This is a genomic window from Streptomyces sp. NPDC102490 (assembly GCF_044765285.1).
Taxonomy (GTDB): domain Bacteria; phylum Actinomycetota; class Actinomycetes; order Streptomycetales; family Streptomycetaceae; genus Streptomyces.
The window spans coordinates 568,861-590,034 of the sequence record NZ_JBIWJU010000002.1 but is presented as its reverse complement, the minus strand read 5'-3'; the positions used below and the strand labels follow the sequence as shown (position 1 = coordinate 590,034).

Genomic DNA, 21,174 nt, shown 5'->3' with positions numbered 1-21,174 from the left:
AGACGCGGGGGCCGAGGCAGGTGCGGGGGCGGCGGCAGGTGCCAGGGCCAAGGCAGGTGCCAGGGCCGAGGCAGGTGCGAGGGTTGAGGCGGGCACGGAGACTGCGGCAGGCGCGGAGACGGGGGCAGGCACGGAGACTGCGGCAGGTGCGGAGACGGGGGCCTGGTTGTGGCCGCCCGCCGGGTCGGGGCCGGGACCCGCTCCGGTGCCGCCCCGGCCGGTTGCCGACCGGGGCGGGGCTGCGCGCCTCACGGCTCCGCCCGCACCGGGTCGGCCCGCACCGGGTCCGCAGCCGCCGGTTCCGTCCCCGGCAGTTGCTCCGCCGAAGCCACGGCCTCCTCCCGTACCTCGAAGGGCAGCCCGTGCAGAGCCGGTGGGTCGGCCACCACGAGCACGCGGACCAGCCCCGCCTCCCGGCTGACCGTGACCCGCGCCCCGCGCGGTGCCGCCTCGCGGGTGACCTCCACGACGGCGTCGTCCGGGTCTTGCCGTGCCGCCGCGCGGGCGCCCGTCCGGGCCGCGTCCACACACTGGATCTGGGCGGCCACCGCGAGCAGCCCCCACACCAGCGCCATCGCGAACACCACCAGCACGGGCAGCACCACGGCCGCCTCCGCCGTCACGAAGCCCCTGTCCGGTCCGCTGCCGGGGGCCCGTGCCTTCGCCCTCGCCGCCCGCTCACATCCGCGCATTGAGGGCCCCCTTCACGATGCCCTGCAACTCCGCGCTGACCGTGCCGCTGGTCACGACCTTGTAGAGGACGACGGCGAAGGCCACCGCGGCCACGATCCCCATCGCGTACTCGGAAGTGACCATTCCCGCGTCCTGCCGAAGGGCCTGCCGCGCGGCCCGCCTCCGCAGCGCCGTACCGACTCCGCACACCAGGGCACACAGCCGTGCCCGTACCACCTGATACATCGCAACCCCCGTGAGGCTCGATCCTGTTGTTGACTCGCCCGCCCGTCGCTCGTGCGCCGGACGCTCACTCGCCGGCCCTGCCGCCGGCCCGAACCCGTCCCTCAGCCACCACCTCCCCCACGGCCCAGCACCCCGCCGGCCAGCCCGATGACCACCGGCAGCACGCCCACCGCGATGAACGCCGGCAGAAAGCACAGCCCCACCGGCGCGGTCACCATGACGGCCGCCCGACGGGCCCGGGCCGTCGTGGTGCGGGCCCAGTCGGCACGGGCCTGGGCGGCGAGCCGGGCGGCCGGACCCGCCGCGGGCAGGCCGGACACCTCGGCCCGTTCCAGCAGCCGCGCCAGGGGAACGGCCCCCGCGACGGCGGCCAACCCGCGCCAGGCGCCGTCCGGTTCGCCGCCCAGGCGCACCTCCGCGGCGCCGCGTCCGAGCGCGTCCCCGACCGGTCCGCCCAGGGCCTCGCCGACCGCCCGCGCCGCGCTGGCCGGGCTCGCGCCCGCCGCGACGCAGGCCGCCAGCAGGTCGGCCGCCAGCGGCAGTTGACGGGCGGCCTCCGCGGCAGCGGCCTCCGCCGCCGATGTACCGGCCGCCGAACGCCGGGCGTTCCAACGCCACAGCGCGGCCGCGCCGGCCAGCCCCACCAGGACTCCGGCCGCACCGCCGACCACGGCCCAGCCGGCGCCCACCGCGCCGACCAGCGGCAGCCAGGGGCGGACGGTGGTCAGCACCTCGGCGCGGCGCGCGGCGGGACGGGCCGGTTCCGGAGCCAGCAGGCCGGTGAGCCGCCTGCGCACCACTCGCTCCCGCCGGGCGGCCACGAGACCGCGCGTCAGCCAGCCGGCGACCAGCACCGTCCCCACGACTGCCCCCAGCCTGTGGACAAGGTCGCCGTTCACGACGCCGCCTCCGCTCCGCGCACGATCCGCGCCACCCACCACACGCCCAGGCTCTCCAGGACCCCACCGGCCAGCAGACAGCCCAGTCCGGCCCCGGTGTGCAGCAGCACGTGCAGCGGATCGGACCCGAGGGCGACGCCGAGCAGGAGGCCGAGGACCGGCAGGCCGGCCAGCATCACGGCGGTGGTCCGAGCGCCCGCCAACTGGGCGCGCAGGTCGGAGCGCTGGTCCCGCTCGGCGCGCAGCGCGCCCTCCAGCCGGTCGAGACCGGCCGCGAGTCCCGCACCCTGGTCGACCGCGACCCGCCAGCACGCCGCGAGTCCGCGCAGCCCTTCGGCGCCGGGCTGTCCGGCCGCCGCCGCCAGCGCCCCGGGGACGTCCCCGCCGAACCGGGCCGCCGCCAGCACCGCCGCCTGGGCGTCACCCAGCCCGCCGGAGTCGTGCGCGGCAGACAGGAGCGCCTCGCCCGGTTGCCGCCCCGCCCGCACCTCCCCGGCGAGCGCCCCGCACAGGGCGATCACCGCGTCCTGCCGACGCTCCCGGGTCCGCCGCTCGTGGGCGGCCAGCCGCGCCCGCCGCAGCACCGGCACGCCGGCCGCTCCCGCGACGACCGGCAGCACCGAATGGCCCAGAAGCGCCAGCACCAGCCCGGCCGCCGGTGACCACCACTCGGGCCTCAGCCGGCCACGGACCCGCCGCAAGCCCTCCGCCATCCGGCGCGCCGGGGGCGGCCCGGTACCGCCCGCTCCACCCGCCCCGTCGGTCCCGTCGGTCCCGTTCGTCCTGGCCGTTCCGCAGGTTCCGCCCGTTCCGCCCGTTCGGCCCTCGGCGAGCACCATCCGCGCCCGCCGTACGCCGGAGTGCCACCCACCGGCCAGCCAGGCGGCCGCTCCCAGGCACACCAGGGCCACGCCCATCGACAGCTCGCCCGCCCCCGGCACACCCGTGCCCGTCGCGCTCAGCACCCCCGCACCTCCCGTCCGTCGGTCCTCTCTTCGAACCCCGCACCGCGCAACAGCTCCCGCAGCCGCTGCCAGCCGCGTTCGGCGACGAATGCCTCCGCTCCCCAGCGCAGCGCCGGCACGGTCCGCACCAGCCCCGACGGGTCCCGCTCCAGGACGTGCACCTCGGCGATACGGCGGCGTCCCGCGTGGTCACGGACCAGGTGGAGGACCACCGAGAGGGCCGCCGCGAGCTGGCTGTGCAGAGCGGCACGATCCAGGCCCGCGACCGTGCCGAGCGCCTCCAGCCGGGCCGGTACGTCAACGGCCGCGTTGGCGTGCACCGTCCCGCACCCGCCTTCGTGACCCGTGTTCAACGCGGCGAGCAGATGGACCACTTCGGGACCGCGCACCTCGCCCACGACCAGCCGGTCCGGTCGCATGCGCAGCGCCTGGCGCACCAGGTCCTCCAAGGTGACCAGACCCGCGGCCTCCTGGTTCGCCGGTCTGGTCTCCAGACGGACGACGTGTGGATGATCGGGTCGCAGCTCCGCCGAGTCCTCGGCCAGCACGATGCGCTCGTCCGGTCCGACGAGCCCGAGCAGCGCGCTGAGCAAGGTCGTCTTGCCGCTGCCGGTGCCGCCGCTGACGAGGAAGGACAGCCGGGCCCGCAGAAGAGCGCGCAGCACGCGGTCACCGCCGGGCGGCACGGTGCCCGCCGCCGTCAGCTCGTCGAGGTTGAAGGCGCGCGGCCGTACCACCCGCAGCGACAGGCAGGTGCAGTCGACGGCGACCGGTGGCAGCACCGCGTGCAGCCGGGTGCCGTCGGGCAGCCTGGCGTCCACCCAGGGCCGGGCGTCGTCGAGCCGGCGCCCGGCGACGGTGGCGAGGCGCTGCGCGAGCCGCCGGACCGCGCCCGCGTCGGGGAAGGAGACCGGCGCCAGCTCCAGGCCGCCGCCCCGGTCCACCCAGACCCGGTCCGGGGCGGACACCAGTACGTCGGTCACCGAGGGGTCGGCGAGCAGCGGTTCGAGTGGCCCGCTGCCGACCAGCTCCGACCTGAGCTGCTCGGCGGCACCGAGCACCTCGGCGTCCCCCAGCACCCGGCCCTGCTCCCGCAGTGCCTGCGCCACCCGCGCGGGCGTCGGTTCCGCCCCGCTCTCGGCGAGCCACCGCCGCACACCGTCGAGCATTCCGGGCGCGGCGCCGGGACTCCTCTGCGCAACCGTCACCAGAGACCGCGCGGAATCCCGCGCCCGAGCCCGAGCCCATCCGGAGGCGGACCCCGGCGATCCGCCGGAGCCCGGTCGCAACGATCCGCCGGAGCCCGAGCCCGGCGATCCGCCGGATGCCGGCCCCAGCGATCCGCCGGGTGCCGGTCCCAGCGATGCCCCGGAGGTCCGGCGCCCGATCCCTCCGGCCGTCGAGCCCCCAGGCGATACGGCGGACGGCCGGACCACCCAGCCCGGAACCACCCTCGCGGTCGTCCCGTCGGGCGTCCCCGGGCCTGGGCGCCCCGTCCTCCTCCCCGCGACCGGGGGCCCGGCGGACGCCCCCGTCCCGCCCCGCTCTCCCACGACCACCGCGTCCATCTCGCCCCGCCCTCCACCGCTCACGACCGACCCCGTCCCGCACCTCATGAGCCGCTCCCGCCCCGTCCGTCCGACTCCGCCAGCGCCCGTTCCCAAAAGCCCCGGCAGAAGCGCGCCAGCGGGCCTCGGGAGGGTGTGCCCGGGGGGCGTTTGCTCTCCGTGGCGCGCAGGAGCCCGGACTCGACCGGCACCTCACCGACCAGCGGCAGGCCGAGCAACCGGGCCACCTCGCGGTCGTCGAGTCCGGAGGCGTAGGGCCCGCGCACCGCGACCCGGAGGTCGCGCAGGACCATGCCGACCGCGGCCGCCACCCGGCCCGCCGCCGCGACGGCCCGCAGCTCGGCGGGGACCACGAGGATCCCGATGTCGAGCTGTGCGAGAACCTCGGCGACGCCGTCGTCGACGCGGCGCGGCAGATCCACGACGACCGTGCCACCCCTTCGCCGGGCCGCCGCGAGCACCGCGCGCACCGCCTGGGCCGGTACCGCGACACAGTCGCCCCGGTCCCAGCTGAGCACCCGCAGCGAATGCAGCGCGGGCAGCGACTCCTCCAGGGCGCCGCCGCCGACCCGCCCGCGCGAGGCCGCGAACGCCGGCCACCTCAGCCCGTCGGCCGTCTCGCCGCCGAGGAGGACATCGAGGCCGCCGCCCATCGGATCGGCGTCCACCAGCAGACTGCGCAGCCCCTCCCGCGCGGAGGTGACGGCGAGCGCGCAGGCCAGCGTGGACGCCCCGGCACCGCCCCGGCCGCCGATGACGCCGACGGTGAGGGCCGGACGGCCGACGCCCTCGGCGACGTCGGCGATGCGGTCGACCAGCCACTGCTCGCCGTCGGGCAGCATCAGGACGTGGTCGGCGCCGATCTCGACGGCCCGCTGCCAGATCCCCGAGTCGTCCTGGTCGCGGCCCACGAGGACCACACCCCTTCTCCGCACCGCTCCGCGCAGGCGCCGGGCCACGTCGTCCCCGACGAGGACCAGCGGCGCGGTCTCCCATCCGGTGCGCCGCCCGGGCGCCGGGGGTGCCGGGGACGTCGCCGTCCCGGTCGGTGCCGAAGGCGTCGAACGAGGCGTCACGGGCACCGAGTGGTGCACCTCCGGGGTGGCGCCCGCGGCCGCGCAGAGGCGCAGCAGGTCGTCCAGGAGCTCCGTGTCCTCGGTGACGATGAGGGGTGCGCCCTGCCGTCCTCCGGCGGTGGGCGGCGGGTCGTGCGTGATGGTTCCGGTCATGGCCTTTCCCCTTCGGCGCGGCTCCCGCGGTCGCGCCCGATGTCTCGTGGTCTCTCGCGCGGCCGCACGGCCCGCGATTCGCGGCCGCCCGAAGAACCGGAAACCGGTCTTCGCACGAGCGGCTCGCATCACGCGTCCGGCAAACAGATCCGGCCATGGAACTCGGCACGGCCCGGACGCATGGGAATCACGGTGCAGCGATCCGGGAAATCGTGTGGATCTTGGTCAAAAACTGTGGACAACTCGACGGTTGTGAATATCGACTCACTCGAACCGGTGAGCCTCGCCCGGCCCCGTTCCACTCCGCGTGCGACTCCCGCAGAGCAGTCCGGCAACTACGCTGTGTAGTCGGATAGGGCCGCGACAGAGTCTGGGCCCCGCACCGGCACGGCGCGGGGCCCAGATCAGGGAAAGAGCGAAGAAACCCACCCGGACATGCGACGACCCCCGCCGGGGGGGAGAGCGGGGGTCGTCTCCACGGCCGACTCGGGGGGGGGGAGGAGTCGGACCGGGTTAGCACGGTCGCGAACGATCCGTGACTTCCATGGTGTACCCGAGAGCCTTCTCAGGCAAACCCACGCGCCACAGCTTACGCCGAATGGGCTGCGCCTATGCTCAGGGTCGTGGAAAACCACTCCTTGCCCCACTCCGCGTCTCACTCCACGCCCCGCACGGCGGCCTTCTTTGACCTGGACAAGACGGTCATTGCGAAGTCGAGCACGCTCACCTTCAGCAAGTCGTTCTACCAAGGCGGGCTGATCAACCGCAGGGCTGTGCTGCGCACCGCATACGCCCAGTTCGTCTTCCTCGCCGGCGGTGCCGACCACGACCAGATGGAGCGGATGCGCGAGTACCTCTCCGCGCTGTGCCGCGGGTGGAACGTCCAGTTGGTCAAGGAACTGGTCGCCGAGACCCTGCACGACCTGATCGACCCGATCATCTACGACGAAGCGGCCTCCCTGATCGAGGAGCACCACACCGCGGGCCGCGACGTGGTGATCGTCTCCACGTCGGGCGCCGAGGTCGTCGAGCCGATCGGCGAGCTGCTCGGCGCGGACCGGGTGGTGGCGACCCGCATGATCGTGGGTGACGACGGCTGCTTCACCGGCGAGGTGGAGTACTACGCGTACGGCCCGACCAAGGCGGAGGCGATCCGGGAGCTGGCCGCCTCCGAGGGGTACGACCTGTCCCGCTGCTACGCCTACAGCGACTCGGCGACCGACCTGCCGATGCTGGAGGCCGTGGGCCACCCCCACGCGGTCAACCCGGACCGGGCGCTGCGCCGGGAGGCCCTCGCGCGCGAGTGGCCGATTCTCGATTTCCACCGCCCGGTGCGGCTCAAGCAGCGGATCGGGGGGTTCTCCGTGCCGCCGAGGCCCGCGCTCGTCGCCGCCGCCGCGATAGGCGCCGCGGCGGCGACCGCGGGACTCGTCTGGTACGCGAGCCGACGGCGGTCCACGGCGGCCTGACCGGCCACCTGACGGGCCTTCCTGACGGGCTTCCTGGCCGACCCTTTCCCCGCGTATGAGCGCAAAAGTAAAGAAGTGCGGCGAGGACTTCCGCTTACTGGGGCCCGGTAGTACAAAGGAGTCAACGGCCCGCGAGACCGAGGACATCCGAAAGGATCGCCTTAAACACGCATTTGGCCCCACGGACCGAGCACGGACACCGGGCACCCACGCGACGTCGACCCGTCGATTACGGGCCAGCCGCACCAGGTGACGGGCGAAGTTCCCGACCTGATGGGCATATATCGAGGACGCTTGGTACCCCGGTGGTCGTGCCAGCGGCGGTACGAGCATCCGTACCGCCGCATTTCTGTCCCTTCTGCCCCTTCTGTCCCGTCCACCGGACGGCGCGCCGTTCGCCCTACGCCGCCCCGCGCTGGAGCGCCTCGCAGACCGCCGTCGACTCGCGCGCACCCAGCGCGACGGCCTTGCCGCAGTGGGCGATCCAGGCGGCCATGCCCTCCGGCGTTCCGGAGACGTAGCCGTCGAGCGCCGCGAGGTAGGCCGCGCGCCCCAGCTCGGCGTGGCCGACCTCGGCCGGGCACACCGACTTGGGGTCCAGGCCGCTGCCGACCAGGACGATGCGCTCCGCGGCCCGCGCGACCAGTCCGTTGTGCGAGGCGAAGGGGCGCAGCGCCAGGAGTTCCCCGTGCACCACGGCGGCCGTCACCAGCGCCGGTGCCGAACCGCCGGCCGTGACCAGCGCGGCCAGGCCGTCCAGGCGGCCGTGCGCCTCCTCGGCGTCGGGCAGCGGCAGCTCGACGAGCGGTTCGTCCACCGGCTCGCCCGGCCGGCGGGGGCGCCCCACCTCGTCGGCCTTCTCCGCCGCCGCCACCAGATGCAGCCGGGCCAGCACCCGCAGCGGCGACTGCCGCCAGATGGACAGCAGCTGCCCCGCCTCGGCGGTCAGCCGCAGCGCGGCGCCCACCGCGCGCGCGTCGTCGTCGCCGCTGAAGTCGCTGCGCCGACGCACCTCCTCCAGGGCCCAGTCCGCCCCGGACAGCGCCGCCGAGCCCCGGGCGCCGCGCAGTGCCGCCTCGGAGGTGATCTCGTTGCTGCGGCGCCGCATGACCCGGTGGCCGTAGACGCGGTCCACGGCCTTGCGTACGGACTCCACGGACTCGGCCACGCCGGGCAGGTCGCCCAGGGCCGCGAGCGGATCGGCGTTCGCGCCTGTCGTACTCATGAGTAAGACCCTACGCAACCCGGCGCCGCGCCCCACGAATGAGTGGTCTTCTTCACCCCTCACCCGCCGCGGATGCCACCTACAGCTATCGAGCCACTACGCTTGGTGAACATGAAAATTGCTTTCGTCGGGAAGGGCGGCAGCGGCAAGACCACCCTGTCCTCCCTGTTCGTCCGCCACCTCACCGCCACCGGCGCGCCCGTCGTCGCGATCGACGCCGACATCAACCAGCACCTGGGAGCCGCGCTGGGCCTCGACGACGCGGAGGCGGCCGGGCTGCCCGCGATGGGCGAGCACCTCCCGCTGATCAAGGACCATCTGCGCGGAAGCAATCCGCGGATCGCCTCCGCCGAGAAGATGATCAAGACGACGCCGCCCGGCGAGGGCTCGCGTCTGCTGCGGGTGCGCGAGGACAACCCGGTCTACGACGCCTGCGCCCGGCCGGTGGAACTCGACGGCGGGACCGTCCGTTTGATGGTCACCGGACCCTTCACGGACGCCGACCTGGGAGTCGCCTGCTACCACTCCAAGACCGGAGCGGTGGAGCTGTGCCTGAACCACCTGGTCGACGGCCGTGACGAGTACGTCGTGGTGGACATGACCGCGGGCTCGGACTCGTTCGCCTCCGGGATGTTCACCCGCTTCGACATCACATTCCTCGTCGCCGAGCCGACCCGGAAGGGGGTCTCCGTCTACCGCCAGTACAAGGAGTACGCCCGCGACTTCGGCGTCACCCTGAGGGTCGTCGGCAACAAGGTGCAGGGTCAGGACGACCTCGACTTCCTGCGCGACCAGGTCGGGGACGACCTGCTGGTCACCGTCGGGCACTCGGACTGGGTGCGCGCCATGGAGAAGGGCCGCCCGCCCCGGTTCGAGCTCCTGGAGGAGGCCAACGGCCGGGCGCTGCGCGCGCTGCACACGGCCGTCGACGCGACGTACGAGCTGCGGGACTGGGAGCGCTACACCCGGCAGATGGTCCACTTCCACCTGAAGAACGCCGCCAGTTGGGGCAACGAGCGCACCGGGGACGACCTGGCGGCGCAGGTCGACCCCGGTTTCGTCCTCGGCGAGGAGGTCGCCGCCCCCGCGTGACCCGCGGGCCACCGCGCCCTCGCACTCTCCGGGGCGCCCGGCGGCCCGGTGCTACCGCTTGGCGGCCGGCGCCCCGGGCACGCCCTTCGGCGCCGGTGCGGGCGCGGCCGACAGGAAGGACGCCCAGCCCTTGTCGGGAGCCTCGCCCACACCGAGGGTGCGCAGCTTCTTCAGCACCTTCGGGTCCTGGGCGTCCAGCCAGTCCGCGAGCTGCCGGAAGGAGACGCAGCGCACCTCCTCCTTGGTGCACACCGTCTCCACGACCTCCTCCACGGCGCGCATGTAGGTGCCGCCGTTCCAGGACTCGAAGTGGTTGCCGATGATCAGAGGCGCGCGGTTCCCGTCGTAGGCCCGCTCGAAGCCCTGGAGCAGGCTGTCACGCATCTGGTCGCCCCAGAACTCGCGCTTGGCGGGGTCGCCCTGGGTGGCGGTGCCCGACTGGTTGACCATGTAGTTGTAGTCCATGGTGAGCTGCTCGTAGGAGTGGCCGGGGAACGGCACGAGCTGCATCGACAGGTCCCACAGGCCCTCCTTCTTCGACGGCCAGACCTGGTTGTTCACCCCGCTGCTGTCGTAGCGGAGGCCCATCTGGCTGGCGGCCTTCACGAAGTTCTTCTGGCCCTCCAGGCACGGGGTGCGGGCGCCGATCAGCTCCTTGTCGTAGTCGAAGGGCAGCGGCGCCGCGTTCTTCATCCCGGTGTTGGACTTCCAGGTCTTCACGAACTGCTTGGCCTGGCTGATCTCCTCCTTCCACTCCTCGACGGACCACTCGCCGACCCCGCCGCCGGCGCCGCAGAAGTGCCCGTTGAAGTGGGTGCCGATCTCGTTGCCCTCCTGCCACGCCAGCCGCAGCTGCTTCACGGTGTCGGCGATGCCCTGCTCGTCGTTGAAGCCGATGTCCGAGCGGCCCGGGGAGTGCTGGGGCGGGTTGTACAGGTCTCGCTTCTCGGTCGGCAGCATGTACACGCCGCTCAGGAAGTACGTCATCGTGGCGTTGTTCTCCTTGGCCACGTCGCGGAAGTGGGAGAACAGCTTCTGGCTGTCCTCACCCGCGCCGTCCCACGAGAACACCACGAACTGCGGGGGCTTCTGGCCCGGCTTGAGGCGTTCGGGCCGGGGCAGGTGCGGCTGGGCGCCGGTGTACGCGGTGGAACCGTCACCGATCAGCCGGACCGCGTTCTTGGGCGCCGGTGCCGCTTTCCCCTTTTCCTTCTCCGGAACTTGTGTCCCTTCGCCGGAACCGCTGCCGTTGTCGATCGCGCAACCGGCGAGCGACGCGGCGCAGATCGCGGCGACCACGGCGCGCGCGGCCATCCTGTGGGAGGCCATCCTGCGGGTGGCGGCCATGTCCGCCCACCTTCTTCCTTCTCTCGGGCCAACGCCGACTAGGCGATGTCGGGTGCTGAGCCGGGCCGTGCCGTCAGCGCCGTCAAGGTGACACGGAAATGAGAAGGAATTAGTACGACAAGCCGATGAAATAACTGATCCACCCGAATGCGCGGGGCGTTACTCCATTCGCGCTAAAAACCTATGCCTCTTCTTTACTCTGAATTACTCTCTATTTACTCGCTGTAATCGAACGCATCCTCAGGAGACGGGAACATGTCAGCCTGCGTCCCCGCCCGCGCCGATTCGGCCCGGACCAAGCACGTCCACCCGCCCCACAGCCCGCCGCCCGGCGGCCCCCGGCGCTTCCGCGTCGCGGGCGCCGACGTCTCGGCCGCCATCGCGGTCTTCCTGATCGCCCTGCCCCTCTCCCTGGGCATCGCCCTCGCCACCGGCGCCCCCCTCCAGGCCGGCCTCGTCGCCGCCGCGGTGGGCGGCATCGTCGCCGGACGCATCGGCGGCTGCCCGCTCCAGGTCAGCGGCCCCGCCGCCGGACTCACCGTGGTCACCGCCGACCTCATCCAGCGCTACGGCTGGCGTACGACCTGCGCCATCACCGTCCTCGCCGGCATCGCCCAGCTGGGGCTCGGCTGCCTGCGCGTGGCGCGCTCGGCGCTCGCCGTGAGCCCCGCCATCGTGCACGGCATGCTCGCCGGCATCGGCGTCACCATCGCCGTCGCCCAGCTGCACATCGTCCTCGGCGGCACCCCGCAGAGCTCCGTGCCCGACAACCTGGTCGCGCTGCCCGCCCAGTTGGCCGACCTGCACCCCGCCGACGTGGCCGTGAGCGTGCTGACCCTGACCCTCCTGCTGCTCTGGCCCCGCCTCCCCGGCCGGGCCGGGGAGATCCTGGGCAAGGTGCCCGCCGCCCTGATCGCCGTCGCCGGTGCCACCGCCGTCGCCGCCCTCACCGGGCTCCGCCTGCCCAAGGTCGACCTGCCGTCCTGGAGCAGCCACGCCCTGGCCTCGCTGCCCGAGGGACCGGTGCTGGGACTCGTCGCCGCCGTCCTCACCACCACGCTCGTGTGCAGCGTGCAGTCCCTGCTCGGCGCGGTCGCCGTGGACAAGCTGGTCGCCGCCCGGCCCGCGCTGACCGGCCGCGTCCAGCGCTCCGACCTCGACCGCGAACTGCTCGGCCAGGGCGCCGCCAACATCGTCTCCGGGTCGCTCGGCGGACTGCCCATCGCCGGTGTGGCCGTGCGCAGTTCCGCGAACGTGGCGGCGGGCGCCGTCAGCCGGAACTCCACGATGCTGCACGGCGTTCTCGTAGTGATCGCCACGCTGCTGCTGGTCCCGGCCCTGGAGCTCATCCCGCTCGCCTCGCTCGCCGCCCTAGTCATGGCCGTCGGCCTCAAGATGATCTCGCTGAACCACATTCGTACGGTGACCCGCCACCGCGAGGTGCTGGTCTACGCGGTCACCACCTGCGGCGTGGTGTTCCTCGGCGTCCTGGAGGGCGTCGCGCTCGGCATCGCCGTCGCCGTCGGCGTCGCCCTGCACCGCCTCACCCGCACCCGGATCACCCGCGACGACATGGAGGGGGTCCACCACGTACACGTACGGGGGCAGTTGACCTTCCTCGCCGTGCCGCGGCTCAGCCGGATCCTGCACCAGGTGCCCCACGGGGCGGACGCCGTCGTCGAGCTGGACGGGTCCTTCATGGACCACGCGGCGTACGAGACGCTCCAGGACTGGCAGAAGACGCACACCGCGCACGGCGGCTCCGTCGACATCACCGGCCGCCGGCCCGGCACCCGCATCTCCGAACCGGCCGAGGTGGACGGCTGCCGCTGCCGCCCCTGGACACCCTGGCGCAACCACCAGTGCGAACGCCCGCCGAAGGCACCGGCGTCCGGCACGGACCGGCAGGCCGCCCCGGGCGGCTCCCCCGGCCGGCCCTCCGACGGATCGCCTGGCACCACGACCCGCCCGAACGCCCCCGGCACGACCAGCGCGTCCCCGGCATCCGGTGCGACCGACGAACCTCCCGGACACGAACTCGCCCGTGGCATCAGCGCGTTCCACCGCAACACCGCCCCGCTGATGCGCCGCGAGCTGGCCCGGCTGGCCCGGGAAGGACAGCAGCCCTCCCAGTTGTTCCTGACCTGCGCCGACTCCCGGGTGGTCACGTCGATGATCACCTCCAGTGGCCCCGGCGACCTCTTCGTGGTGCGCAACGTCGGCAACTTCGTGCCGCTGCCCGGCGAGGAGAGCGGCGACGACTCGGTGGCCGCCGCGATCGAGTACGCCGTGGACGTGCTGAAGGTACGGTCCATCACGGTGTGCGGGCACTCCGGGTGCGGGGCGATGCAGGCGCTGCTCGGCACGAACCCCGGGGGCGCGCGCACGCCCCTCCAGCGGTGGCTGCGGCACGGGCTGCCGAGCCTGGAGCGCGCGCCCGCGGTCGTGGCCACGGCCGGGGACGACCGCACCCGGCCCCGGCCGGCCGGACGGGCACCCGCGGACGCCGCCGAGCGGCTGTGCCTGGCCAACGTGGTCCAGCAGCTGGAGCATCTGCGCGCCCACGAGTCGGTGGCCCGGGCGCTGGGCGCCGGGGACCTGGAGCTGCACGGCATGTACTTCCACGTCGGCGAGGCGCAGTCGTACCTGCTGTCCGAGGACGCGGACGGCGGCGTGTTCGAGCTGGTGCGGGAGACGAACCCGACCGGCTGACCCGGGGACCGTCCGGCGGTCCGTCCGGGCCGCTCCCGGGGAGCCGCGGCGCGGGCCGGTGTGAGAGGCGTTACACACACTGAACCCCGCGCCGCCGGCTTCCGTGGGTACGGGTGACCACGGACCACGAAGGTGACGCGGCGGCAGACGGCGGCCGGAACAGGTCTAAACCATTTGCCCGTCGACCCTTGTCATCGGCCCCCCGGGTCTGATGAGCTGTGGCCTGGGACACAACGGACAACCCTGAGAAAGGGAGATGTCGTGAGCAACGAATCCTTGGCCAACCTGCTCAAGGAAGAACGCAGGTTCGCACCCCCCGCCGACCTGGCCGCGCACGCCAACGTCACGGCGGAGGCGTACGAACGGGCCAAGGCTGACAGGCTCGGCTTCTGGGCCGAGCAGGCCCGCCGCCTGACCTGGGCGAAGGAGCCGACCGAGACGCTCGACTGGTCGAACCCGCCGTTCGCCAAGTGGTTCAAGGACGGCACGCTGAACGTCGCCTACAACTGCGTCGACCGGCACGTGGAGGCCGGCCACGGCGACCGCGTCGCCATCCACTTCGAGGGCGAGTCCGGCGACGGCCGCGCCCTCACCTATGCCCAGCTCAAGGACGAGGTCTCCAAGGCCGCCAACGCCCTGCTGGAGCTGGGCGTGCAGAAGGGCGACCGGGTCGCCATCTACATGCCGATGATCCCCGAGACGGCGATCGCGATGCTGGCCTGCGCCCGCATCGGCGCCCCGCACTCGGTCGTCTTCGGCGGCTTCTCCTCGGACGCGCTGGCCACCCGCATCCAGGACGCCGACGCCCGCGTCGTCATCACCGCCGATGGCGGCTACCGGCGCGGCAAGCCGTCCGCCCTCAAGCCGGCCGTCGACGAGGCCGTCGAGCGCGCCGGGATCGTCGAGCACGTGCTCGTCGTCCGCCGCACCGGCCAGGACGTCGCCTGGGACGACTCCCGGGACAAGTGGTGGCACGAGACCGTCGACCGGCAGTCCGCCGAGCACACGCCCGAGGCGTTCGACGCCGAGCACCCGCTGTTCATCCTGTACACGTCCGGCACGACGGGTAAGCCCAAGGGCATCCTGCACACCTCCGGCGGCTACCTCACGCAGACGGCGTACACGCACTGGGCCGTCTTCGACCTCAAGCCGGAGACCGACGTCTTCTGGTGCACCGCCGACGTCGGCTGGGTCACCGGGCACTCCTACATCGTCTACGGCCCGCTCGCCAACGGCGCGACGCAGGTCATGTACGAGGGCACCCCGGACACCCCGCACCAGGGCCGGTTCTGGGAGATCGTGCAGAAGTACGGCGTGACGATCCTGTACACGGCGCCGACCGCGATCCGGACGTTCATGAAGTGGGGCGACGACATCCCCGCCAAGTTCGACCTGTCCTCCCTGCGCGTCCTCGGCTCGGTCGGCGAGCCGATCAACCCCGAGGCGTGGATCTGGTACCGCAAGAACATCGGCGCGGACGCCACCCCGGTCGTCGACACCTGGTGGCAGACCGAGACCGGCTCGATGATGATCACGCCGCTGCCGGGTGTCACGGAGGCCAAGCCGGGCTCCGCCCAGCGCCCGCTGCCCGGCATCTCGGCCACCGTCGTCGACGACGAGGCCAACGAGGTGCCGAACGGGGGCGGCGGCTACCTGGTCCTCACCGAGCCGTGGCCGTCGATGCTGCGCACCATCTGGGGCGACGACCAGCGATTCATCGACACCTACTGGTCCCGCTTCGAGGGCAAGTACTTCGCCGGCGACGGCGCCAAGAAGGACGACGACGGCGACATCTGGCTGCTCGGCCGCGTCGACGACGTGATGCTCGTCTCCGGCCACAACATCTCCACCACCGAGGTCGAGTCGGCCCTCGTCTCGCACCCGTCGGTCGCCGAGGCGGCCGTGGTCGGCGCGGCGGACGAGACCACCGGCCAGGCCATCGTGGCCTTCGTCATCCTGCGCGGCACGGCCGCCGAGAGCGACGACCTGGTCACCGAGCTGCGCGCCCACGTCGGCGCCACGCTCGGCCCGATCGCCAAGCCCCAGCGGATCCTGCCGGTGGCGGAGCTGCCGAAGACCCGCTCCGGCAAGATCATGCGGCGCCTGCTGCGCGACGTCGCGGAGAATCGACAGCTCGGGGACGTCACCACCCTGACGGACTCGACGGTCATGGACCTCATCCAGTCGAAGCTCCCGGCGGCGCCCAGCGAGGACTGAGCCACGCACCCCGAGGGCACCCGGCGCCGGACGCGCGCCGGGTGCCCTCGCCCTGTGCGCCACCCGGGGCACGGGTAAGCTGGACAGACGTAAGAGAATCATCAAGATCCTCATGGTGCGCCGGGAAGTCTGGTCGGCATGTGTTCCGTGCTGCCCACCCACCGGAGGTTCTCCCCGTGACCGCGCCCCGCACCCCCCGCAAGGCCTTCGGGCGGCTGTCCCTCCCGGAGCGCACCTACCTCGCGGACGCGCTGCGCACCGAGACCGTCGGCGGCGTCCTGCTGCTGCTCGCCGCGATCGCCGCCCTGGTGTGGGCGAACATACCGGCACTGCACGACAGCTACGAGAGCGTCAGCCACTTCCACTTCGGCCCCGCGGCGCTCGGTCTCGACCTGTCGGTCGCGCACTGGGCCGCCGACGGGCTCTTGGCGATCTTCTTCTTCGTCGCCGGCATCGAACTCAAACGCGAACTCGTCGCCGGTGACCTGAAGGACCCCAAGGCCGCCGCGCTCCCGGTGGTGGCGGCGCTGTGCGGCATGGTCGTACCGGCGCTCGTCTACACCGTCACCAACACCGCGGGCGGCGGCTCCCTGGCCGGGTGGGCCGTGCCGACCGCCACCGACATCGCCTTCGCACTGGCCGTACTCGCCGTCATCGGCACCTCGCTGCCGAGCGCCCTGCGCGCCTTCCTGCTGACCCTCGCCGTCGTCGACGACCTGTTCGCCATCCTGGTCATCGCGGTCTTCTTCACCGACACCCTGAACTTCGCCGCGCTGGGCGGCGCGGTCGTCGGCCTCGTCGTCTTCTGGCTGCTGCTGCGCAAGGGGGTGCGCGGCTGGTACGTGTACGTCCCGCTCGGCCTGGTGATCTGGGCCCTGATGTACAACAGCGGCGTCCACGCCACCATCGCCGGCGTCGCGATGGGCCTGATGCTGCGCTGCCACCGGCGCGAGGGCGAGGACCACTCCCCCGGCGAGCGCATCGAGCACCTGGTGCGCCCGCTGTCGGCGGGCCTGGCCGTTCCGCTGTTCGCGCTGTTCAGCGCGGGTGTGGCCATCTCCGGCGGGGCGCTGGCGGACGTGTTCACCCGGCCGGAGACCCTCGGTGTCGTGCTCGGGCTGGTCGTCGGCAAGACGCTGGGCATCTTCTTCGGCACCTGGCTGACCTCCCGCTTCACCCGGGCCTCGCTCAGCGACGACCTCGAGTGGGCGGACGTGTTCGCGGTGGCGACCCTGGCCGGCATCGGGTTCACCGTCTCGCTGCTCATCGGCGAGCTGGCCTTCGAGGGCGACGCGGCGATGACCGACCGGGCCAAGGCCGCCGTCCTGACCGGCTCGCTCATCGCGGCGGCCCTGGCGACGGTGCTGCTGAAGATACGGAACGCGAAGTACCGGGGGATGGTCGCCGAGGAGGAGCGCGACGACGACCTCAGCGGCGTACCGGACATCTACGAGGAGGACGACCCCGCGTACCACCTGCGCGTGGCCGCCGTCTACGAGAGGAAGGCCGCCGAGCACCGCCGGATCGCCGAGGAGATGGAGTCGGCGCGGCTTGCCGAAGTGGCGGGCGGGGCAGGCGATGAGGACGACCGTCCGGCATGATCTGACGAGACGGTACAAAAGACGGAACCGTACTCAGACGAGCCAGCAGAAGAGGGAGACCGCGATGAGCGCACCCGACGGCAGCCCGGTCGGCACCGAACGCAGCATCGGCCAGCTGTTCGCCTCGGCGACCACCGAAATGTCGGCGCTCGTGCACGACGAGATCGCGCTGGCGAAGGCGCAGCTGAAGCAGGACGTCAAACGAGGGGCGACGAGCGGCGGCGCGTTCTCCGCCGCGGGCCTGCTCCTGGTGTTCTCGCTGCCGATGCTGAGCTTCGCGCTGGCCTACGGCATCCGGACCTGGAGCCACTGGAACCTCGCGGTCTGCTTCCTGCTCTCCTTCGCGGCCAACGTCCTGATCGCGGGCCTCCTCGCGCTGATCGGCGTCGTCTTCGCGAAGAAGGCCAAGAAGGGCCGCGGCCCGCAGAAGGTCGCCGCCTCGGTGAAGCAGTCCGCGGGCGTGCTCCAGAACGCCAAGCCGCACCCGCGCCCGGAACTGCCCGCGGACCGGTCCCCCGAAGCGTTCGAGGCTGTGGCACGCTCGACCTCATGACGGGCTCCAGCACTCCTTCGGGGCACTCCCCCTCGCCGCAGCACCCCCACCCCACCTCGGTCGTGCGCCTCGGCATCCCGGGCGGGCCCGAGGTGACCCACCGGGACGTCGCGGCCAACGGCGCCCGCTTCCACATCGCCGAGCTGGGCGACGGACCGCTGGTGCTGCTGCTGCACGGTTTCCCGCAGTTCTGGTGGACCTGGCGGCACCAACTGGTGGCGCTCGCCGACGCCGGTTTCCGCGCGGTCGCCATGGACCTGCGCGGCGTCGGCGGCAGCGACCGCACCCCGCGCGGCTACGACCCCGCGGGCCTCGCCCTCGACATCACCGGCGTGGTCCGCTCCCTCGGCGAGCCGGACGCCGCGCTGGTCGGTCACGACCTCGGCGGCTACCTGGCCTGGACGGCCGCCGCGATGCGGCCCAAGCTCGTGCGGCGGCTCGCGGTGTCCTCGATGCCGCACCCCCGGCGCTGGCGCTCGGCCATGCTCGGGGACGTCCGCCAGAGCCGGGCGGGCTCCTACATCTGGGGCTTCCAGCGCCCCTGGGTGCCGGAGCGTCAACTGACCGCGGACGACGGGGCGCTGGTCGGCCGGCTGCTCCACGACTGGTCCGGGCCGCGGCTCCTCGACGAGGAGGCGGTGACGGCGTACCGGCGCGCCATGTGCATCCCCTCCACGGCGCACTGCTCGGTCGAGCCGTACCGCTGGCTGGTGCGCTCCCTGGCCCGGCCGGACGGCATCCAGTTCTACCGCCGGATGAAGCGGCCGGTGCGGGTGCCGACCCTGCACCTGCACGGCTCCCTGGACCCCGTGATGCGGACGCGGAGCGCCGCGGGATCGGGGCAGTACGTCGAAGCGCCGTACCGCTGGCGGCTGTTCGACGGGCTCGGGCACTTCCCGCACGAAGAGGACCCGGTCGCCTTCTCCACCGAACTGGTCAACTGGCTGAAGGATCCCGAACCGGATCGGTGACCGTCCGGTGTCCGTCCGGTGAGCGATCGGTGACCGAACGGACGCGCCCGGTATCCATATCGGAACGCTTGTCCTATGAACGGCCACTTGCCCGACGCATAGGCCAATTGGGCGCCCCGGAAGCGGTTATCGACCTTCAGGCGGGGGCACACGTCCCGGTATGGGCTGGACGCACGACTACAGTGACGTAGCACGCGACGGCCGCTCCACGAGCGGCGTGAGCAGTACCCACCGACCTGGCGGCACCCCGCAACTCGCGGGTGCGGACCTTCGAGTGGGCATTCCGCGCATCCTGCGCCGCCGGGCCCGCTGGGTCTCCGTACGCCTGCGCCATCCGCGGACCTGAGACACCGGTCCCACGCCCCGACGCCCCGACACCTCCCGGACCCGGGGGGCGTAGGCCTAGAGCGCGCAGCTGTCGCTGTCCACCTGCTGACCGGCGGTGCGGCCCTTGCTGATGTCCTCGCGGATCTCGTCCACGGTGAGCGCGTAGCCGGTGTCGGGGTCGTCCAGGGACTTGGCGAAGACCACCCCGTACACCTCGCCCTTCGGCGTCAGCAGCGGGCCGCCGGAGTTGCCCTGACGGACGGTCGCGTACAGCGAGTAGACGTCTCGGCGGACGGTGTCGCGGTGGTAGATGTCCGGTCCGTTGGCCGTGATCCGCCCGCGCACCCGCGCGGCGCGGACGTCGTACGCCCCGTTCTCCGGGAAGCCCGCGACGATCGCGCCGTCGTCGCCCTCCGCGTCCTCGTCGGTGAACCGGAGGGCGGGCGCGTCCAGTTCCGGCACGTCCAGGACGGCGATGTCGCGCTGCCAGTCGTAGAGGACGACCGTCGCGTCGTACTTGCGGCCCTCGCCGCCTATCTGCACGGTGGGTTCGTCGACGCCGCCCACGACGTGGGCGTTGGTCATGACGCGGCGGTCGGCGAAGACGAAGCCGGTGCCCTCCAGGACCTTGCCGCAGTCCGGGGCGGTGCCCATGACCTTGACGATGGAGCGCTTGGCACCGGCGGCGACCGGGCTGTTCGCCAGGGCCGGGTCCGGCGGCAGCGTGTCGGGGATCGACTCGTTGGAGAACGGGCTGAAGACCTGCGGGAAGCCGTTCTTGTCGAGAACCGACGTGAAGCTGTCGAACCAGTTGTCGGCACCGGCGGGCAGCACCTGCTGCACCCCCGCCAGCACCGTGGACTGCCGCACCTCCTTGCCGACCGTCGGCATCGTGGTGCGCGCCAGGGCGGAGCCGAGCAGCCAGGCGACCAGGAGCATGGCGACGACGTTGACCAGGGCGCCGCCGGTGGCGTCCAGGGCGCGGGCCGGGGACCAGGTGATGTAGCGGCGCAGCTTGTTGCCCAGATGGGTCGTCAGGGCCTGGCCGACGGAGGCGCACACGATGACGACCACGACCGCGACGACGGCGGCGGTGGTGCTCACCTCCGCGTTGTCCGTCAGCGCGTCCCAGATCACCGGGAGCAGGTAGACGGCGACGAGACCGCCGCCGAGGAAGCCGATCACCGACAGGATGCCGACGACGAAGCCCTGGCGGAAGCCGACGATCGCGAACCAGACGGCGGCCAGCAGCAACAGGATGTCCAGCACGTTCACCGATTCAGGCCTCGTCTTGTCGTCTGCGGTACGCAGGCCACCCTGTCATGCGCGCCAGTCCAGCGGGACCTGCTTCTCCCGGTCCCACGGGCGCTCCCAGCCCGCGAAGTGCAGCAACCGGTCGATGAGGCCGGCGGTGAAGCCCCACACGAGCGCCGATTCGACCAGGAATGCCGGGCCCCGGTGACCGCTGGGGTGGAGGGTCGTCACCCGGTTGGCGGGGTCCGTGAGATCCGCCACGGGGACCGTGAAGACGCGCGCCGTCTCGGCCGGGTCGACGACGCCGACGGGGGTGGGCTCGCGCCACCAGCCCAGCACCGGGGTGACGACGAAGCCGCTCACCGGGATGTACAGCTTGGGCAGGACCCCGAAGAGCTGGACGCCGGCCGGGTCGAGCCCGGTCTCCTCCTCGGCCTCGCGCAGGGCGGCCCGCAGCGGACCGTCACCGCGCGGATCGCCGTCCTCGGGGTCGAGGGCACCGCCCGGGAAGGCAGGCTGGCCGGGGTGGGAACGCAGGGAGCCGGCCCGCTCCATGAGCAGCAGCTCCGGGCCACGCCCGGCCCCGTCGCCGCCCTCGCCCTCGCGGGTGCCGTCGCCGAAGAGGATCAGGACGGCGGACTGGCGGCCCGCGCCGTCCGCCGGGGGCAGGAAGCGGCTCAGCTGGGTGGGCCGGACCGTCTCGACGGCCCGCACCACGGGGTCCAGCCAGCCGGGCAGCCCCTCCTTGCTGAGCATCACGCTCCCGGCGTGACCCCTCGCGGGGCCCTGCGTGTCGCTCGCCCGTGTCATCTCCACCCCCGTCCTGC

Annotated in this window: 18 protein-coding genes; 8 read left to right on the top strand and 10 right to left on the bottom strand. The window is 72.9% G+C overall.

Going from position 1 to position 21,174, the window contains the following annotated elements; all coding sequences use genetic code 11:
* Positions 1 to 248: 248 nt before the first annotated feature.
* From ACIRGB_RS06130 to ssd, 6 genes are all read right to left on the bottom strand, one after another.
* Positions 249 to 692, bottom strand: a complete 444-nt coding sequence (locus ACIRGB_RS06130) for a TadE family type IV pilus minor pilin (protein ID WP_403859093.1) — start codon at positions 690 to 692, stop codon at positions 249 to 251.
* Entirely contained in the window at positions 679 to 918 is a 240-nt protein-coding gene (locus tag ACIRGB_RS06125) for a DUF4244 domain-containing protein (protein WP_403859091.1), read from the bottom strand. Before ACIRGB_RS06125 ends, ACIRGB_RS06130 begins: the two co-directional genes overlap by 14 nt.
* Before the next feature lie 101 nt (positions 919 to 1,019).
* Positions 1,020 to 1,817, bottom strand: a complete 798-nt coding sequence (locus ACIRGB_RS06120) for a type II secretion system F family protein (protein ID WP_403859089.1) — start codon at positions 1,815 to 1,817, stop codon at positions 1,020 to 1,022.
* On the bottom strand, positions 1,814 to 2,734 hold the full coding sequence (locus tag ACIRGB_RS06115; RefSeq protein ID WP_403859320.1) for a type II secretion system F family protein: 921 nt from the start codon (positions 2,732 to 2,734) through the stop codon (positions 1,814 to 1,816). Before ACIRGB_RS06115 ends, ACIRGB_RS06120 begins: the two co-directional genes overlap by 4 nt.
* A gap of 41 nt (positions 2,735 to 2,775) precedes the next feature.
* Entirely contained in the window at positions 2,776 to 3,951 is a 1,176-nt protein-coding gene (locus ACIRGB_RS06110; protein WP_403859318.1) for a TadA family conjugal transfer-associated ATPase, read from the bottom strand.
* A gap of 443 nt (positions 3,952 to 4,394) precedes the next feature.
* Positions 4,395 to 5,579, bottom strand: a complete 1,185-nt coding sequence (ssd, locus tag ACIRGB_RS06105) for a septum site-determining protein Ssd (RefSeq protein WP_403859087.1) — start codon at positions 5,577 to 5,579, stop codon at positions 4,395 to 4,397.
* Positions 5,580 to 6,190: 611 nt separating this feature from the next.
* Here ssd and ACIRGB_RS06100 point away from each other — a divergent pair.
* On the top strand, positions 6,191 to 7,048 hold the full coding sequence (locus ACIRGB_RS06100; RefSeq protein ID WP_403859085.1) for an HAD family hydrolase: 858 nt from the start codon (positions 6,191 to 6,193) through the stop codon (positions 7,046 to 7,048).
* Between the two features lie 400 nt (positions 7,049 to 7,448).
* On the opposite strand, the gene ACIRGB_RS06095 is transcribed toward ACIRGB_RS06100, so the two are convergent.
* On the bottom strand, positions 7,449 to 8,273 hold the full coding sequence (locus tag ACIRGB_RS06095; protein WP_403859083.1) for an oxidoreductase: 825 nt from the start codon (positions 8,271 to 8,273) through the stop codon (positions 7,449 to 7,451).
* A gap of 111 nt (positions 8,274 to 8,384) precedes the next feature.
* Here ACIRGB_RS06095 and ACIRGB_RS06090 point away from each other — a divergent pair, with 111 nt between their 5' ends.
* A complete protein-coding gene (locus ACIRGB_RS06090; protein WP_403859081.1) occupies positions 8,385 to 9,365 on the top strand; it encodes an ATP-binding protein in 981 nt (326 codons plus the stop codon).
* 51 nt (positions 9,366 to 9,416) lie between these two features.
* Here the strand turns inward: ACIRGB_RS06090 and ACIRGB_RS06085 are convergent, their stop codons facing one another.
* Positions 9,417 to 10,712 carry a hypothetical protein gene (locus ACIRGB_RS06085; protein WP_403859079.1) on the bottom strand — a complete coding sequence of 432 codons (1,296 nt, stop codon included), beginning with the start codon at positions 10,710 to 10,712 and terminating at the stop codon, positions 9,417 to 9,419.
* Between the two features lie 255 nt (positions 10,713 to 10,967).
* Between ACIRGB_RS06085 and ACIRGB_RS06080 the strand changes: the two genes are divergently transcribed.
* The 6 genes from ACIRGB_RS06080 to ACIRGB_RS06055 all read left to right on the top strand — a co-directional run bounded on the left by ACIRGB_RS06080 (position 10,968) and on the right by ACIRGB_RS06055 (position 19,112).
* A complete protein-coding gene (locus tag ACIRGB_RS06080) occupies positions 10,968 to 13,424 on the top strand; it encodes a SulP family inorganic anion transporter (RefSeq protein ID WP_403859077.1) in 2,457 nt (818 codons plus the stop codon).
* A gap of 261 nt (positions 13,425 to 13,685) precedes the next feature.
* Positions 13,686 to 15,641, top strand: a complete 1,956-nt coding sequence (gene acs, locus ACIRGB_RS06075) for an acetate--CoA ligase (RefSeq protein ID WP_403859075.1) — start codon at positions 13,686 to 13,688, stop codon at positions 15,639 to 15,641.
* 176 nt (positions 15,642 to 15,817) lie between these two features.
* Entirely contained in the window at positions 15,818 to 17,242 is a 1,425-nt protein-coding gene (nhaA, locus tag ACIRGB_RS06070) for a Na+/H+ antiporter NhaA (protein WP_403859073.1), read from the top strand.
* A gap of 64 nt (positions 17,243 to 17,306) precedes the next feature.
* A complete protein-coding gene (locus tag ACIRGB_RS06065) occupies positions 17,307 to 17,795 on the top strand; it encodes a phage holin family protein (RefSeq protein ID WP_403859071.1) in 489 nt (162 codons plus the stop codon).
* The gene (locus ACIRGB_RS06060; protein ID WP_403859069.1) at positions 17,792 to 18,766 is read left to right on the top strand and encodes an alpha/beta fold hydrolase; all 975 of its coding nucleotides are present in this window, start codon (positions 17,792 to 17,794) and stop codon (positions 18,764 to 18,766) included. Before ACIRGB_RS06065 ends, ACIRGB_RS06060 begins: the two co-directional genes overlap by 4 nt.
* A gap of 160 nt (positions 18,767 to 18,926) precedes the next feature.
* Positions 18,927 to 19,112 (top strand): hypothetical protein, encoded by a 186-nt coding sequence (locus ACIRGB_RS06055; RefSeq protein WP_104634500.1) that lies wholly within the window; start codon positions 18,927 to 18,929, stop codon positions 19,110 to 19,112.
* Between the two features lie 56 nt (positions 19,113 to 19,168).
* Here the strand turns inward: ACIRGB_RS06055 and ACIRGB_RS06050 are convergent, their stop codons facing one another.
* On the bottom strand, positions 19,169 to 20,368 hold the full coding sequence (locus tag ACIRGB_RS06050; protein WP_403859066.1) for a MarP family serine protease: 1,200 nt from the start codon (positions 20,366 to 20,368) through the stop codon (positions 19,169 to 19,171).
* Between the two features lie 45 nt (positions 20,369 to 20,413).
* Positions 20,414 to 21,157, bottom strand: coding sequence for an NUDIX hydrolase (locus ACIRGB_RS06045; protein WP_403859064.1), 744 nt, complete (start codon positions 21,155 to 21,157; stop codon positions 20,414 to 20,416).
* Positions 21,158 to 21,174: the final 17 nt, after the last annotated feature.